The organism is Porphyromonas sp. C0026D3, from assembly GCF_056590775.1.
Genome location: NZ_JBWPWU010000007.1, coordinates 48,536 through 64,168, shown reverse-complemented (window position 1 = coordinate 64,168; position 15,633 = coordinate 48,536). Strand labels below are relative to the sequence as shown.

The 15,633-nt window shown below is 54.4% G+C and carries 9 protein-coding genes; 2 read left to right on the top strand and 7 right to left on the bottom strand.

The annotated features are described in order from the left end of the window. Positions 1-70: 70 nt before the first annotated feature. A complete protein-coding gene (locus AC1EK1_RS06800) occupies positions 71-1,243 on the bottom strand; it encodes an MFS transporter (RefSeq protein WP_480306341.1) in 1,173 nt (390 codons plus the stop codon). A gap of 234 nt (positions 1,244-1,477) precedes the next feature. Here AC1EK1_RS06800 and AC1EK1_RS06795 point away from each other — a divergent pair, with 234 nt between their 5' ends. Together AC1EK1_RS06795 and AC1EK1_RS06790 are read left to right on the top strand one after the other, a co-directional pair. Further along, on the top strand, positions 1,478-3,481 hold the full coding sequence (locus tag AC1EK1_RS06795; protein ID WP_480306340.1) for an LTA synthase family protein: 2,004 nt from the start codon (positions 1,478-1,480) through the stop codon (positions 3,479-3,481). A gap of 67 nt (positions 3,482-3,548) precedes the next feature. After that, a complete protein-coding gene (locus tag AC1EK1_RS06790; RefSeq protein WP_480306339.1) occupies positions 3,549-4,670 on the top strand; it encodes a glycosyltransferase in 1,122 nt (373 codons plus the stop codon). On the opposite strand, the gene AC1EK1_RS06785 is transcribed toward AC1EK1_RS06790, so the two are convergent. The 6 genes from AC1EK1_RS06785 to panB all read right to left on the bottom strand — a co-directional run bounded on the left by AC1EK1_RS06785 (position 4,664) and on the right by panB (position 15,618). Continuing rightward, complete coding sequence (locus tag AC1EK1_RS06785; protein ID WP_480306338.1) at positions 4,664-5,593, bottom strand: capsular polysaccharide synthesis protein; 930 nt, start codon at positions 5,591-5,593, stop codon at positions 4,664-4,666. The two genes, AC1EK1_RS06790 and AC1EK1_RS06785, sit on opposite strands and share 7 nt — an antisense overlap. Positions 5,594-5,695: 102 nt before the next feature. Beyond that, positions 5,696-8,008, bottom strand: a complete 2,313-nt coding sequence (gene tamL / locus AC1EK1_RS06780; RefSeq protein ID WP_480306337.1) for a translocation and assembly module lipoprotein TamL — start codon at positions 8,006-8,008, stop codon at positions 5,696-5,698. After that, on the bottom strand, positions 7,998-12,746 hold the full coding sequence (locus tag AC1EK1_RS06775; protein ID WP_480306336.1) for a translocation/assembly module TamB domain-containing protein: 4,749 nt from the start codon (positions 12,744-12,746) through the stop codon (positions 7,998-8,000). The genes tamL and AC1EK1_RS06775 overlap by 11 nt, the downstream gene beginning before the upstream one ends. A gap of 371 nt (positions 12,747-13,117) precedes the next feature. Then, positions 13,118-14,050 (bottom strand): 16S rRNA (cytosine(1402)-N(4))-methyltransferase RsmH, encoded by a 933-nt coding sequence (gene rsmH / locus AC1EK1_RS06770; protein WP_480306335.1) that lies wholly within the window; start codon positions 14,048-14,050, stop codon positions 13,118-13,120. A gap of 15 nt (positions 14,051-14,065) precedes the next feature. Further along, entirely contained in the window at positions 14,066-14,746 is a 681-nt protein-coding gene (locus AC1EK1_RS06765; RefSeq protein ID WP_480306334.1) for a trimeric intracellular cation channel family protein, read from the bottom strand. Between the two features lie 50 nt (positions 14,747-14,796). Then, positions 14,797-15,618, bottom strand: a complete 822-nt coding sequence (gene panB / locus AC1EK1_RS06760) for a 3-methyl-2-oxobutanoate hydroxymethyltransferase (protein WP_480306333.1) — start codon at positions 15,616-15,618, stop codon at positions 14,797-14,799. Positions 15,619-15,633 lie beyond the last annotated feature (15 nt).

Here is a 15,633-nt window from a genome sequence, read left to right as displayed (position 1 = left end):
CTACTACTGATATGAAAAAAGCTACCCTCAGGTATCGAGGGTAGCTTTTTTATTAGTCAAAGTCTCAGGTTTATCCGATACGTCGCAGTGTATGTTTGGCGAAGAAAGAGATGAGTATTCCAGGCACAGCCATAATCACAGCGTACCAAAGTAAGCTCAAAGCGCCGTAGCGGATCAATAGCAAGCCGGCAATCCAGGTAGTAATCATGATCGAGAGATTAAACATACAAGACTGTACCGACATCGCCACATCCTTGCCATGCTCCACCTGATTGCCCACAGCCGCTTGGAAAAGCGTCACGAGTGGACCAAAGGAGAGCCCCCACAAGAAGAAGGCAAAGTGCGAAATACCGACTGCCCCCTTAAAGAAGTAAAAGAGTAGCATAGCAACAGCAAGGAACGCAAACATCAGCACCGTCAGTTCCCTCAGGTAATGATCAATATACTTCGTAGCAATCACAATAGAGATAAGCGACCCGATACCAAAGGCCAGTAAGGCTATCTCTACTCCTCCACTAATACCAATCTTTCCCACCAATTGCGTAATATAGGTATAGACCCCATAATGCCCACAGACGCCAAGTAGTGTGAGAAGGATGATAAGCAAGATAGATTTATTCTTGAGCATCGCAAAAGGAGAAGTACTTGAAGTGAGCTTTTCACCAGGTGTTGAAGGTAGCATCACAAGCGATAGTAGAGCAATCAATGCCACCAATACCCCCAAGACAATAAACTCAATACGCCAGCCAAAGCGATCGCCAATAGAAGTCATCAGTGGCATCCCTAAGCTAATCCCGAGTGTATTACCAGCCATAATGATCGCCACAGCCCTACCTTGATGCCCCGGATCCACCAATCGCATACCGAAAGCCGCAATCATCGGCCACATTACGCCTGCACAGATGCCGCCGAGAAAACGTAGACACAAAATAACATAGTAGTTCTGAATAATCCCAGAGAATATATTACATACTGCAAAGCCCACCAGCAAAAGTAATAGTAAATTCTTGCGATTAAAGCCCACGGTAGCAGAGATAAGCGGAATACCGAAGATCGCCGATGCTAAAGCATACCAGCCCACCATACGGCCACCCTCCACCTCATTAATTCCTAAATCGCCCATGATCTGCTGCAACACTCCAGAAGGGAGTAACTCCGACAGAATTCCCACAAAGGTAACCGACGACATCAAGATCATCAAGACCCAAGGGAAAGTACCTATAGATTTCTTTTCTTGTACCATAGAATAAATGTTTAAAGGTTTCACCACCTCTTAAAGGTACCCATTTAGATTAATATAGGAAAAGAAAAATAGTAAGAAAATTCTTTTTACTGAAAGGCGTTGCTCGTTGGTGCGGAATCTAGGGATATCCCCCCTTTGTGTAGCTCTCCTCATTATTTGTGTACCTTTGCACAGATGTGCGTCATATACCGCACCGCAAGACACATAATCTCGTACACCCATGTCTTCAAAGCAATGATCAAGACAAATAACCGCTGGGGAGTGCTTCTCTGGCATACATTTTTGGCAGTGGTAATGATGCAGGCTTGTCGCTTGCTCTACTTTTTTTACAACCGAACCTTTTTCCCCGCAGTGGATGCGGAGCGATTGGTTGGGCTGATGAAGAGTGGCTGGACGGTAGATATGGCTGTCCTTGCCTATGGTTTTCTCCCCTACTATCTACTGATGCTGATCGGAGCCTACCTGCCGTCTCGCATCGAGATGGGCCGGTGGTACCGTATTGTCCGCCATGCGGCCTATTTTATCCCCTACACTGTGTGCGTGTTTCTCAACGTCTCGGACACCGGCTACTTTCCATACGTGCTTAGGCGGGTCAATAGTGAGGTGTTCAGTGAGTTTCAGGGCAAAAGTGCGGTAGGCTTTTTTGGCAATTTTGCGGTGGAGTTTTGGCCACTGACCTTGGCGTTTTTGATCTTTATGGCACTAGGGGTGTTGGGCTACACTCTGGTACGCTTTCAGCGGGAGGATGGTCAGGTTTCGTCCCGACGGACAAAAGTTGTCGGGACCGTGGTTGTGGCTGTCTGTCTCTTTTTTAGCATGCGCGGGCGGTTGGATTTTCAGGGGCAACCGATCTGCATTCCGGAAATAGCCGGTAATCTGGAGGACCCACGCGAAATAGCGATTTTGGTCAACAGTCCTTTTTCGTTGGCCAAGAAGCTGACCACTCGCCAGGAGTTTCACTTCTACGACGACCGGACCCTCTCCTCCATCTTCACCCCCTACTACAAGGCGGCCCCGCTGGCTGAGAACGACTCCCTCTTTGCCTCGATGAAGGGACGCAATGTGATGGTGATCATCATGGAGAGCATGGCCAAGGAGTTTGGGGGTTTCCTGAATCGTGATATAGAGGGCTATGAGAGCTACACCCCGTTCCTCGACTCTCTCTTCTCAGAGTCGCTGTATGCCAAGTATGGCTTTGCGACCGGCAAGCGGTCGGTGGAGTCGTTCCCGTCGGTATTTGTCTCGTTGCCTGCATTTGGGGGGACGTTCAACGACGACAACTTCAGGATGGACAACTACAAGCACTTCTTGAGCTTTGACACCGGCTTGCCTCTCTCCCTCAAGGGGAGGGGCTACCACCTCAAGTTTTACCACGGTGATGAGGCGGGAGCTATGGGCTTTTTCCCATTCCTCCAAAAGCTGGGTGTGGAGGAGGAATACACCAAAGATGACTATCAGAAGACCCATGAGCTGAAAAAGGAGGATTGCACCGCCGGTGGGTGGTATGGCATACATGATCTGCCCTTTGTCAAAGCAATGGGTGAGGATATGAATTCCCTCCGGGAGCCCTTCGGTGCCTTTTTCTTCTCCCTCTCCAATCACATGCCGTTCCAGCTACCTGAGTCGTATCAGGGCAAGTTCAAGAAAGGCACCCTCCCTATTCACGAGACAGCACAGTATGCCGACCTGGCGTTGCGAGAGTTTTTTGACCAAGTCAAGCATGAGCCGTGGTACGACAATACCCTTTTCGTCCTCACAGCAGACCACACCAATCTCAGTGACCACCCGGCCTATGACAACCTCGCCGGACACGCGGCCGCACCTATTGCGTTTTTTGACCCCAGAGGTAAGCTAAAAGGTGAGATCGATGGGTATGTGGTACAGCATGCCGACATACTGCCGACACTCCTCTATCTACTCGGTATCGAGGAGCCGGTCCTGAGCTATGGGGCCAATATGCTGGACCCGAATGCTGAGCATGTGGCGCTCAACTATTTTTACAACCAGTATCTGCTCTTCTCCAAGGAGGTGACGGTGACCCTATCACCCTATGGGGCAATACATGTGGAGGCACCAAGTGCCTATCTGCAGACCACTCCGGAGCAGGCAAAAATGCCATCGGAGGAAGTGCAGGAGCACTATGTGCGGTACATGAAAGCCATTGTCCAAGACTACAACCACAGGATATTCAGTACCTCCTTCTCCATCAAGGATGTCGTGCCAAAAGCTACAGAATAGAGTCCCTGAGTGAAGGGGTGAGCCTACCTATCTTTTTGGCCAATGTCCTTATTGAAGAAGAGAAGATATGAATATTGCATTTGTCAACTGGTACTCCTTCAACAACGTCATTGGTGGGGTGGAGTCGGTCGGCTGGCGTCTCGCCAATGAACTCAAGGATAGAGGACACTCGGTCTCTCTCGTCGCTGTCCGCAAAGTCTATGACACCCCACCGGGACTGGAGACAATGCTTTTCCCCTCTCACCGGCAGGTGGATAGCGAGCAAAACTACCATGCACTTTGCGCCTTTTTGCTACAAAATCGGGTGCAAATAATGGTCTGCCACAATGCCTACCGCAAAAAACTTGGGCAACTCCTCGAACGGATCGCCAAGGAGCATGGGATCAAGCTCGTTTTTGTACTTCACACGACGCCAGACTACTTTCTCCACAAGCAGGTCAGTCCATCGTGGCTCGGCTGTCCGGTGCGCCGGATTCGCCTCCTAAAGCGAAGACGAATGTGGCGACAGATGTACAATGCCTGTGATGCTTTTGTACTGCTGGCCGAGCCCTACAAGCCTATATTTGAGCGGGTTGTACAGCTCCCGAGTGCGGACAAACTAAGGGCGATACCCAATGCCAATACCTATATCAATGCCGAATACCTGGAGGCGGAGAAAGAAAATATGGTGCTCTTTGTCGGTCGCCTCTCAAAGGAAAAGGGTATCCCCAAGATTATCCAAATCTGGAGAGAAGTCTCTCGGTTGTGCCCGACCTGGGAGCTGGTGGTAGTGGGGGATGGTCCGCTGCGCTCGGAGCTGGAGCGCGCCAACCTGGAGCGGTGTAGGCTCGTGGGTGTCCAAAATCCACAAGACTACTATCGTAGGGCAAAACTCCTCCTGCTCACGAGTGACTACGAGGGATGGGGTATGGTCCTGACAGAGGGGATGCAGTATGGTGTGGTACCGGTGGTTTTTGATACTTATATGGCCGCCCCGGTCATACTCGATTACGGTAGTTGTGGAAGCCTAGTCCGTCCGGGCGATATTCAGGGCTTTGGCCGAGAGCTGTGTGCGCTGATGAATGAGGTGCAACGTCGTATAGCTATGGCAGAGCAGGCAACAGACTACGTCCGCAATTTTGACAGAAGTAGCGTGTGTGACCGATGGGAAAAACTCCTGGAGGAGTTGGTCGGAGGTGCCGATCAGTAGCCTTCGTTTCGTAGCATTCGGACTATATCCGGTAAGGACTCATGGTGCTTGAAGCTCAACTTGTGAAAGGGGTAGCGAGCCAATAGCTCCGAGGCTGTCTCAAAGTCTTTGGGCCAGCGTCCTCTGCCGATGAGGTAGAGCGACTCGAAGTCACTGTAGGACTCCAAGGGGCAATTGATGTCGCTCAAAGGACCGACCTGCACCAGCTCGTGAAAGAGAATATGGAAGAAGTGGTAGTAGGGTACCGGGTCATTACTCTTGACACTCCAATAGTAGAGCATAAGATCGAGCAACGTGGAGGCAATCTCGGATCCGGGGTGCCCAAACATTAAAGCACTGTGAAAGCGAACCTTGAAGCGCGGATCCCAACAAAAGGTTGCATATAATGTCGTACCCCAAAAGTCCTTATTGGGGTGCTCATCAGGTAGCTGGAGCGCAAAAAAATCGTAGTCGAAGTAGTGCTCCGGAATAGGCTGAGAGAGAAGTATTGTCGCATCAACCCATACACCACCATATGCTTCAATGAGTGCCAAGCGCAAGAGATCCGAGAAAAAGCAACGGGTCATGTGCGGATTGTGCGCAAGTAGGTCGATAATAAACGGGGGAAAGTCGATGTACTCCGATATATTGTCATCCGTGAGTCGGATGAGGAGGTTGTCTCCTTTGTTTTTCTCCACTGAGTTGAGCGCAATCCGGACAATCTCGGGAAGTGCCTCCGGCTCATAACCCTGACCCCAGTACTGCCAAATGATACGCCTGGTGCCAAGCTCTTTTTGGGGTACAAAGTGGTATTTTTTGATCTTTCCGTCGTAGTAGTCCTTGATTGCTTGATCCCAAAATTGAGCTACACCTTGTTGCTTGGCCATAAGTCGCTTTTGGAGTCGCTTGTGATTGAGTTGTCGGATGTAACTGTAGATACCCATAGGTTTTAGTCGTTTGGAATGCTGGTATTCAGTCTGTAGGGGATGTTGTCCAACAAATGTGGACAATAGTAGTGAGCCCCCATAGTACGAGGTGCGGTGAAATCAGAAGGGGTAGCCGATCGCCAAGTGAAGGGCAAAGGGCATTTGATCCCGTCCAAAGGTATTGAAGTAGGCTTGCCCTTGTCGGTCGGGGCGGTGAAGGGCCAACCCGAGATCCAGACGGACCACGAGGAAGCTGAGGTCGTAGCGAAATCCGAGGCCAGTATTGAGTGCTAGGTCTCGTAGGAAGTGCTTGCGACTGATCTCGCCGTCCGGTCGGAGATCGGAGTGCCTGAGGAGCCAGATGTTGCCGGTGTCGAGGAAGGTGGCCAGCTCCAGCTGTCCGATGACTTTGTAGCGTAGCTCCGCGTTGAGCTCGAGTCGTAGGTCGCCGGTCCGGTAGAGGAAGGAGAGGGGATCCTCGGTATGGGGTAGGTAGGCTCCGGGGCCTATGCTTCGGACGTTGAAGCCTCGGAGGCTATTGGCTCCACCGGTGTAGAATTGCTCGGTGTAGGGTGCAACGGGGGTATTGCCGTAGCTGCAGATCACACCGGCATAGCCGCGTGTGGCTATCTGAAGTGAGGGGAGGAGCTGGTAGCTATAGCGCAACTCGAGGGTACTCTTGAGGTACTGGGCAAAAAGGGCACTGAGGAAGCGGTTGTTTTGGTAGGTGCGGCTTGGGTCTTTTTTGTAAAAGAGCGAGAGTAGGTTGCCCGCCTCTGCAATGTAGGCATCCAACGAAAAGGCGTGCGCTCCGGTGGGTTGGCGCAGCTCGTAGCTGAAGAGGTAGGAGGCCTGGGGGATGAACTGGTTTTGGAATGATAGTGCCAGTCCCGGGTTTTTGCCAATCGCCTCTCGGAAGCGTCCGGACTCGCGTAGAAGGTGGTTGTAGGTGACGCTGAGTGGCTTGACCGTGTGGCGTATATGTCGGGCGGGCTCCAGACGGTAGGTGATGTCGGTGGCGAACTGTGCCTGGCGGTAAAAGTCGCTGCGGTTGAGGAATGTGCCACTGAGGGCGAGACGTGTGGAGTGGGGGTAGTAGAGGTAGCGGTCGTAGAGTACAGGGAGGAGCAACCGAGGGAAGGTGAGCATCGAGGAGAGCGAAAGCTCGTACGAATTGATGTCCCAGCTGTTTTTGCCGGTCGTACCGACTTGTCGGTGTGTCTCCCACTCGTAGCTGCCACGGAGTACGGTGGAGAAGAGTTCGCCTCCGCCTAGGATGTTTTTGCGATTGAGTGTGAAGGATGCTCCGGGTCCGGTCTGGTTGTTGCTCTTGAACTTGTAGGTTGTCTCCAGCTCAGTGAAGTAGGGCTTGTCGATGGTGGAGCTGATGGAGACGTCGAGGAGATTGGTGGTGTCGGCGCCAAAGATGCCCGGAGTGTAGGTGACGTTGGTGTAGGCAAAGGTGTTTAGCTCGGCCAGGGCACTGAGGGTATTTTGTTGAAAAGCTTGGTTGTAGAGGGCGTCTCGTATCATGCGCACTCTCGGTCGTAGGATACTGAGGCGTACGGGGGGCGTGCCTTGGTAACGGAAGAGGACCCCCTGGTAGTAGATGGAGTCGGTGAGCTGTCTGTCGCCGGTGGAGGGATACAGATCGTAGGTGATGCGACCAATCCTCCAAGGCTGGTAGGCCTCGGGCAACATCTCCTCGGAGAGCTGTACCCGTAGCTGTACCTTGCCCGGTACACGTATCGTATCGGCGGTGAAGCGGATGTGCTCGGGCTTGAAAAAGTAGTAGCCCCGCTCTCGGAGTAGGCTACTGATGCGGTTGCGCTCGTTTTCGAGAGGTAGGACACCGAAGGGGTCTCCCTTGTGGAGGAGGCGTCGGTCGGGTGCGTCGAGACGGATGGAGTCGGGAGTGATAATGGGGAGGTGGTAGTCGATGGAGTCCAGCAGGTGTGGCTCGCCCATGCGGACAGCGTAGCTGACCTTGGCGGTGATGGAGTCTTGCCCCTGTGGTAGTACCGTGGCGGATACAGAGCTCCGAAAGTAGCCGTACTCCTCGAGTATCTGCCGGCCTACTGTGGCACGTAGGTCGGGGTTGACGGTGGAGATGAAGATGGGGTCTCCGCCAAAACTTTTGTAGAGCCAGCGTCCGATGAAGGTCTTGGCCTCGGAGAAGTTTTTGCTGATCCAGAATGGAAAGGTGAGCGGTATGCGTACTTTGGAGCTATTGAATAGCGAGCCATTGGGCTGGTAGGAGAGTACACTCTCAAGGTCGGAGATGGCAGCTGCGGCATGGCTACCGGCATGGCGATCCTCGTAGTTGATCGCCTTGATGCCGGTGTAGAACTGCTCGCCCTCCGGTACGTACTTGGCGACAGAGCAGGCTGTGAGTAGGAGTAGAAGTGCCGGTAAGAGGTGTCTATTTTTCATGCTCTATCGTGTTGTCGTCGTTGGTTGGTGTGGTCTCGGGCTCTTCGTCCTCCACGATAAGGGTCTGCGGACGGAGACGGCGGAGACGGAAAAGATCCGATAGCCGGCTCAGGCGTCGTCTCATGACGTAGCCACCGCCGGTCTCGATCACTTCGCCATCCAGTAGGTTTTCGTAGTTTTTGTTGTGAAAGAGGCGGAGGTAGTGGGTGCCGGCTTGGTCGAGCTGATACTCGATGGACATGTTGTCGATGAAGGTTTGATCCATCCCGTAGGCGGCGGCACCGGTCATGACTTTTCCCCCCACTACGACGTTGATCCGATCGTTCATGAAGCTCTTGGCTATTGAGTAGGAGTAGTTGGTACCTTGCCCTTGGGCTGTCGTCCCATCGCTTATCCCAAAGTTGATTTCCGCATCCAATGCCTCACCCGCCAGTGAGGTGAGCTGGGAGGCGAGTAGGGAGGCCATGGCGTTATTCATCAGGTCTCCGGTGGTCTGTCCCCCTCCTGTCCCGACAATTCCATTGCCGGCATACTGCTTGGTGGCGAGTAGCATGATGGATTGGCGGGTCTGCTCTTGCTCGTTCATCCCGGCCAGTTGGTTGCGTATCTCGAGGTCCTCCGGGGCGTTTGTCTCAAACCGTAGGCGCAGGTCATCCAGCCTGTTTTCGGCAATGATACTTACGTTAAAAAGGACCTGCCGTGGCACTTTGCCGCTCCCCACCACACGACTGGTGACATGGGTGGTGGCACGGAAGTCGATGTCTGGCTCCAGGAGGTCGCCGGTCCAGGTGAGTTGGCTCCCCTGGTCGATATCAAACTTGTAGTTGAGACCGACACCCCCACCCATGCCGATGCTGGCATTGACATAGCCATCCTCTATGGAGTATAGACCGGCCAGCTGCATTTCGCCATAGGGTGGCATGGTGAAGCTAAAGTCGCCTCCTCCCTTGATGGAGACGGCGTTTTTGCCATCCGATCCCATGAGGTAGGTGACCTGTGCTGCGGGATCTATGTGGATGGCTAGGTTGACATTGGCTCCCCCCAATGAGAGGGAGTCAATGTCTCTTTTTTTTGCCACAAAGAGTGTGTCGCTAAAGTCCGTAAACTCCACCAAGTCGCTGTAGCCGTTTCGGCTCTGTAGCTCGGAGCTTTGGTTGACATAGGTGAGGTCCGTTGCCCCCAGTATGCTGAGGTGTCCGGTCAGATCCACTGCTCTCGATGGACCATTGATGCTGAGGTCGGCACTTGCAGTGAGGTTGCCGTAGACCATGGTGTTGGTGGTCGGCTTGGAGTTGAGCAGGGTGAGGTTGTTGCCTCGGATGCGGAGAGCGAGCGGCAGGGTTTTGGAGAGCCCCACTGTCCCGGTGGTGGCGAGGTGGTTTTCGTTGGTGGAGATCTCAAACCCCTTGAGTCTCACTTCGTCGTCCACTATCTCTATCGGCTTGGAGTCTAGTGCGTAGGTCTCGTTTAGCTTGGGGATAAAGAGGGTGGCTTGCCCCAGCTGTATCTGTCCGTTCATCCGTAGGGTCGGCATCTTCCGAATGTCTCCCGAGGTGTCGTAGTTGGCGACTGTTGCAGAGAGGTAGCCCTTGGCTTGTGCCAGATCTTCGGGCAAGAAGGGGTTGGCGATCTCCAGTGGCAATCTCTCCACTTGTGCATACAGGCGCAGTGTGCCCTCCTTGTCTCTTGGGCTATAGAGCATGCCGTGCAGGACTTGGCTCCCGTTGAGCGACAGTTGGGCTTTGCCTCTGATCCCGTCGTGATCTTGATCCCCTCTCCCGATCAGGTGTAGATCGCCAAACTGCTTTTCCTCATACTTCAGCCCGGCTACATCCACATCGGCCGTGTACTCTGCGGTGGCAGAGGCTTGCAGATAGCTGAGGTCGGCATTGAGTCGACCGGCCAGTGCCGGCAAAAAGTCCAATCCACTCAAGACATTTAGCTCAAAATCCTTCACGCTTGCTTCTAGCTTGTGTCCTACCTCCGACGGGACATCTCGCAGGTGTATCGATGCGCCATCGGCTGAGGTGAGTAGGAGGTTGGCCTTGAGGTGGCGTTGGTTATTGGCCGGCATGATGACATAGTTCTTTCCCCGTACCTCAAAGGGGTTGTAGACCAGTACGATCGGCTCCGGTGTGAAGCCCAGCTCCAGGTCGCCCGATGGCCGGCTCCACAGCTCCAACCCCATGCGCATAAAGTCCTTTTGGCGGTAGTCGATCCACCTAAAGGTCGCCTCCGATCGGTGTACATTGGAGGTGACGGAGGCTAGGATGTCAAAGGGCATTTGGTTCCGGAAGCGCTCTTTGTGTGCCGTGGCCACTGCGTAAAAAAAGGCGGAGTCCTGCCTGAGTATCAAGTCCATATCATCGATACGCAGTGTATCCTGCTGAAAGTACTTCACGTACCCATCTCCTGTCAATCCCGCTCCTGTGTGTGTTTGGAGTGCAAAATGAACCTTCTGGGCGCCTATCCTGTGTTGATCAAGGTAGGCCCTCAGGAGGTTTTCTCGTCCCATATCCAGGGAGAGGCTCAGGTCTGGGTAGTGAGCCATCCAGGGTGCCATATTGATTCCACCGCTGATGGTGTCTTTCATCGTCTGGGAGATCAGGTCGGATACTTTGGAGAGGCGAGCCCCAAAGTCCTTCAGCCCATTCTGTACCGCTAGGCTTACCTTTAGGTCGCCACTGTTTAGGTCGGCATTTACCTTTGTATCATCGATATCTGCGGTAATGTAGGTGTTGGTGGGGTGGATGGTGTTTTTGTCGGTTTGGATGAAAAAGTTCTCCACCTCGCCACTAAAGGCGTAGCGTTGCTTGAGGTCGGTGTTGAGGTTGCCACGCAGCTCGAGTCGAGCTCCCTGGACGATGGGCAGGTGCAGTCCGATCATTGATGGGATGATGGTATCAACGTACATATTGAGGTTCACATCCACTCGGTCGGGGATCAGCATGGCGTTGACCAGTGTATTCACCTTGAGGGCTTCGTGGTTGGCATCCAGTGCCGCATAGAGGTGTCTGTCCTTTAGTTCACTGAGTAGCGTGATGCCCCTAAAGGACTGCTCCTTGATGTGCAGCGAGTCGATGCTCACGTAGGCATTGGCCCATGTGTGTGGACTGTATAGGTCAGTTCCCTGCCCTTCGGCTTGCACGACACCGGACAGGGTACCGATCGTATCCTTGGGCAAAAACGCCATCAAGTCCAGTTCTCGCACCGAGAGGTCCCCCTTGTAGTGCTTGGCACTCTCTCGGTAGCTGAGGTCTCCGGACACGGATCCTCCTCCGGTGCGTAGGTCCAGGTGCGCCTCTATGCCGGCCGGTGTGTAGTGTGTCTCTCCGCGGAGGGTCAGATCGGCCGGGATCCTCCATGTGGTGGAGGTGACTCCCATCAGCTTGTGGAGTAGTCGGGTGGTATTGGGCCCGGCGGAGACGCTGTACTTTGCTCTGATGCCACGTCGTTGGGCGTCAAAAAGTGCCGATGCCGTTCCTCCCACTTCGGCCACCACTGCATCCGTACTTTTCAGCCGAGCCTTCAGCTCCACGTCCTTCTCCACTTCTCCTCGCCCCGTGAGGTCAAAGTCTATCGGGTCACCGGGGAGATTCCGCATGTCGCCCAAAAAGCGCACCAGCTCGCTCGCCACGAGCTGCCCTTTGAGGTCAAAGTCAGCGTGGCCGACCGTGTCGGGGATCCAGCCCCTAAAGGGTAGCAGAGCCTTCCCCTTGACGCGTGTCTTGTCCAATCGGATATCCAGGCCTTGCACGGATAGCGCAGTGGAGTCCTTGCTGATCTCCGCACGACCGTCCGACACTTGCCACCCGTCGCTCACGCGGTATGTCACCTTGTTGATCACCCCCTGCACATCACCGGCACCTCCGTAGCGGAGGTTGTCGCCATCCACACGCACACTCCACGGCAGTGGCAGTGCCTCTATCTTTGCGCCGACAGCATACAGCTCGCCATCGAGGTCGATATGCTTGGCCTGGTAGACGGAGACGGGCAGATCCACCACCCCCTCCCGCAGAGTGGCATCCTGCACATAGGCGGCGACGAGGGTTGAGTCCACAGAGTCCGAAAAAGCCCCTCGCAGGTCCTGTATGCGTATGTCGTTGAGCTTGATGACCATTTGGCTTGGGTCCTTGGGCACCGTGTCTTGGTCGATGAGTGCGATGACCGCCACATTGCCACCCCTCAGTCGGAGCCGGTCTATCGTCAGAGCCTGCGACTTTAGTCCGTAGCTTAGAGTGTTGGTAGTCAGTTCTGCCACTCGTCCTCGGATATGGAGTGAGTCGGATGGGGCATGGTAGTCGACATAGGTCCCCTCGAGTGCCAAGCCGCTGACCGGTATATCGCCTCCCATCAAGATCGGCAGTAGACTGACCTGGGCCGTCAGGCGATCCACCTTGGCCACGGTGTCGCCCTCCGCTCCCACGGCGAGTAGCTCTTCCATCTGTACCCGCATCGGAAAGGCCACACGCATACGACCGACGGTCACTCGCATGCCAAGTGTGCTTTCGAGTTGACTGAGTGTTGTATTGGTCACCCACCTCTGTACCGGGGGAATGTAGAGGAGCAGAGTCAGCAAGACCAGTAGACCTACCAGCCCCAATAGTACACACCCCACGACTTTTGCCCCTTTTTGCCACCACTTGGTGGGTGTGGCTGTCACCTTAGGTGTGAGGGTGGGTTCTTCGTTTTCGAGCTCACTATGGCTGTCGTTTTGTCTTTCTGTCTGCTCTAGCATCTCTGGATCTCTCGGCCACTGCGGGGTGAGCCTTTCTTGCCACACTCGAGGGTCTTGTCTGGTGAGACTTACAAATAGCGTTTCAGGATTGGATATTTACACAAATGTACCAATTTTTTGGCCGTCTTTCCATTATATTTTTTTATCCTCTTTCTCGAGAAAAAGGCTTTTTTAGGCCCTGTTTTTAGCCCGTTGCAATGCTTTGAGATTCAAATGGTTGCAACGGGCTGTTTTTTCACGGATAGAAGCGAATGGTTTCACGGATAGAAGCAAAACTTTTCACGGATAGAAGCGAATAGTTTCACGGATAGAAAAAGCAAGAGTGCGGTCGGGGAAGAGCTGGGTCCCCGAGGGTGGGGGTGGCGTCGGTGTCACTCGCTGTCGACTTGCTCCTCTGTGCGTACGCCGGTGCGTAGTTTGGCGCTTCGAGATCTTGGGTTGGAGGCGATCTCCGACTCGGTCGGGAGAGTGGGTTTGGAGTAGAGTGGCGCAAAAGTGCTACTGGGGACACCGAAGTGGTCGGTGTGGCGGATGCCGTCGATATTGCCGGTCCGAAAGAAGTTTTTGACCGGCCGATCCTCCAGTGAGTGGTAGGTGATGATGGCAAAGTGCCCTCCGGGCTTGAGGAGTTTTTGGCCCTCGCTCAGGAGATCGCGTAGTGCACCGAGTTCGTCATTGACCGCTATCCGCAGTGCTTGGAAGATCCGTGCAAGACCCTTTTTGTCGTGCGGAGGGTTGGCCGGGGCTATGGCGTCGAGCAAGTCTTGGATGGTGTGGAGGGAGTCGGAGTCGGAGGCTTGCTTGATGAGGGTCGCCACACGCCATGCCCCTCGGACCTCTCCGTACTCCTTTAGGATCCGTGCGAGGTCTTCGACCGAACTCGTCTGGATGAGCTCCGCCGCGGTGGCACCTCCGGCTTGGTTCATACGCATATCGATGGGTGCGTCGAAACGAAACGAAAACCCACGCTCCGGGTCGTCCAGGTGGTGGCTCGATACACCTAGGTCTGCCAAGATGCCATCGACCCGGTCGATGCCAAAGTAGGCCATGAAGTGTCCGATGTAGCGAAAGTCGGAGCGGACGAATGTGAAGCGACTGTCGGTGATGGTGCAGTTTTTCCGGGCATCAAGGTCGCGATCCACGCCGAAGAGGTGAGCCCCACTGCCTAGTTGCCGGAGGAGCGCAGCAGAGTGTCCACCTCCGCCAAATGTCGCATCTATGTAGAGTCCATCGGGGTCGGTGATCAGCTGGCGGATACTCTCATCTCGCAAGACGGGGATATGGTAGGTGGGGGCTTCTTGCATGGTGGGGAGGGGGGCTTAGGTTCGAGGACGTCGCCGGATAGCCCGGTCTTCGTCGCTGTGGAGGATGGGTAGCGAGATGTGGTAGTACATGCAGAGCACCCGGACGAGTATCACGGTGAGTGCCGTGAAGGTCTGGACGATGACGTTGCTTGCGCCCATGTGTGCGAGGAGGAAGTAGACCGGTCCACCGACCAGGCTTGCGACGGCATAGATGTCTTTTTGGAAAATGAGTGGGACCTCATTGATGCAAATGTCGCGCAGGAGTCCACCAAAGGAGCCGGTGATGACCCCCATCATGATGGCAACCCACGCCGGGTGGCCCATCATGAGTGCCCGCTCGATACCGACCACTGTGAACAACCCCAGCCCGACTGCATCGAAAAGGAAGACCCCGCGGGTGACCTTTTGGATCAGGTTGTTGAAGAGCAGTACGAGGAAAAAAGCCAGGAGTGAGATGAGCATGTAGTTGGGGGTGAGCAGCCAAAACGGGGTCAGCCCCAGCATCACGTCGCGGAGCGTACCACCGCCTACCGCTGTCAGTAATCCCACCACAAATGCCCCAAAGAGGTCAATGTCCTTGCCCGAAGCGAGCCGGACACCGGAGATCGCAAAGGCAAAGGTCCCGAGGTAGTCGAGGATGAGGGTCACGTTGAGACTCTTTTCGAAAAAGAGCAGACTTGCTGTCAGTGTATCCATGGGTGTTTTTTGGGGGGAGTGTGCGTTTGAAATGCCGGATCGGCTGCGACCTAATAAGACTCTTCGGTAGAGGGAAAGGTACCGGCCTTGACTGCTGTGGAGTAGCGATCAAATGCGGCGACCATCTCCTCACCAATGTTGCCAAACTGGCGCAAAAACTTGGGCTTGAAGCCTCGGGTCATCCCCAGCATATCCTGCATCACCAGGATCTGCCCATCGGTGTCGGGCCCGGCACCGATCCCGATGGTCGGAATCCCGATGGACTCAGTGACCTTTTTTGCCAAGTCGGAGGGGATCTTTTCGAGCACCAGACCACAGCAACCGAGATCCGCAAGCATGGTGGCATCCTTGAGCAAACGCTCGGCCTCTGCCTCCTCTTTGGCTCGCAGACCATATCCTCCAAACTTGTGTACCGACTGTGGGGTGAGCCCCAAGTGCCCCACCACAGGGATACCGGCCTCGAGGATCAGCTTGAGGGATTTGCGGATTGGGCTGCCTCCCTCTACTTTGATGGCATCGGCTCCACTCTCTTTCATCATGCGCAGAGCGCACTTGAGGGCATGGCGCTTGTCTCCATGGACGGTCCCAAAAGGCATGTCCGCCACCACAAAGGCATGGCGGACTGCATTCGTCACACAGCGTGTGTGGTAGATCATCTGATCCAGAGTGATGGGCAGTGTGGTTGGGTTGCCGATCATGGTGTTGCTTGCCGAGTCACCGACCAAGATGCCATCCACCCCACTCTCGTCGACCAGCAGAGCACTGGTGTAGTCATAGCAGGTGACCATTGCTATCTTTTCGCCTGTGGCTTTCATGCCGGTGAAGCGGGTTGCAGTGAGTTTCTTTTTATCTGTGCTGAGGTATTGTCCCATGTTGTGTCTTTTAGG

Coding starts and splice junctions, on each gene's coding strand:
- AC1EK1_RS06800 (WP_480306341.1), bottom strand. CDS start 1,243: ATGGTACAAGAAAAGAAATCTATAGGTACTTTCCCTTGGGTCTTGATG.
- AC1EK1_RS06795 (WP_480306340.1), top strand. CDS start 1,478: ATGATCAAGACAAATAACCGCTGGGGAGTGCTTCTCTGGCATACATTT.
- AC1EK1_RS06790 (WP_480306339.1), top strand. CDS start 3,549: ATGAATATTGCATTTGTCAACTGGTACTCCTTCAACAACGTCATTGGT.
- AC1EK1_RS06785 (WP_480306338.1), bottom strand. CDS start 5,593: ATGGGTATCTACAGTTACATCCGACAACTCAATCACAAGCGACTCCAA.
- tamL (WP_480306337.1), bottom strand. CDS start 8,008: ATGAAAAATAGACACCTCTTACCGGCACTTCTACTCCTACTCACAGCC.
- AC1EK1_RS06775 (WP_480306336.1), bottom strand. CDS start 12,746: ATGCTAGAGCAGACAGAAAGACAAAACGACAGCCATAGTGAGCTCGAA.
- rsmH (WP_480306335.1), bottom strand. CDS start 14,050: ATGCAAGAAGCCCCCACCTACCATATCCCCGTCTTGCGAGATGAGAGT.
- AC1EK1_RS06765 (WP_480306334.1), bottom strand. CDS start 14,746: ATGGATACACTGACAGCAAGTCTGCTCTTTTTCGAAAAGAGTCTCAAC.
- panB (WP_480306333.1), bottom strand. CDS start 15,618: ATGGGACAATACCTCAGCACAGATAAAAAGAAACTCACTGCAACCCGC.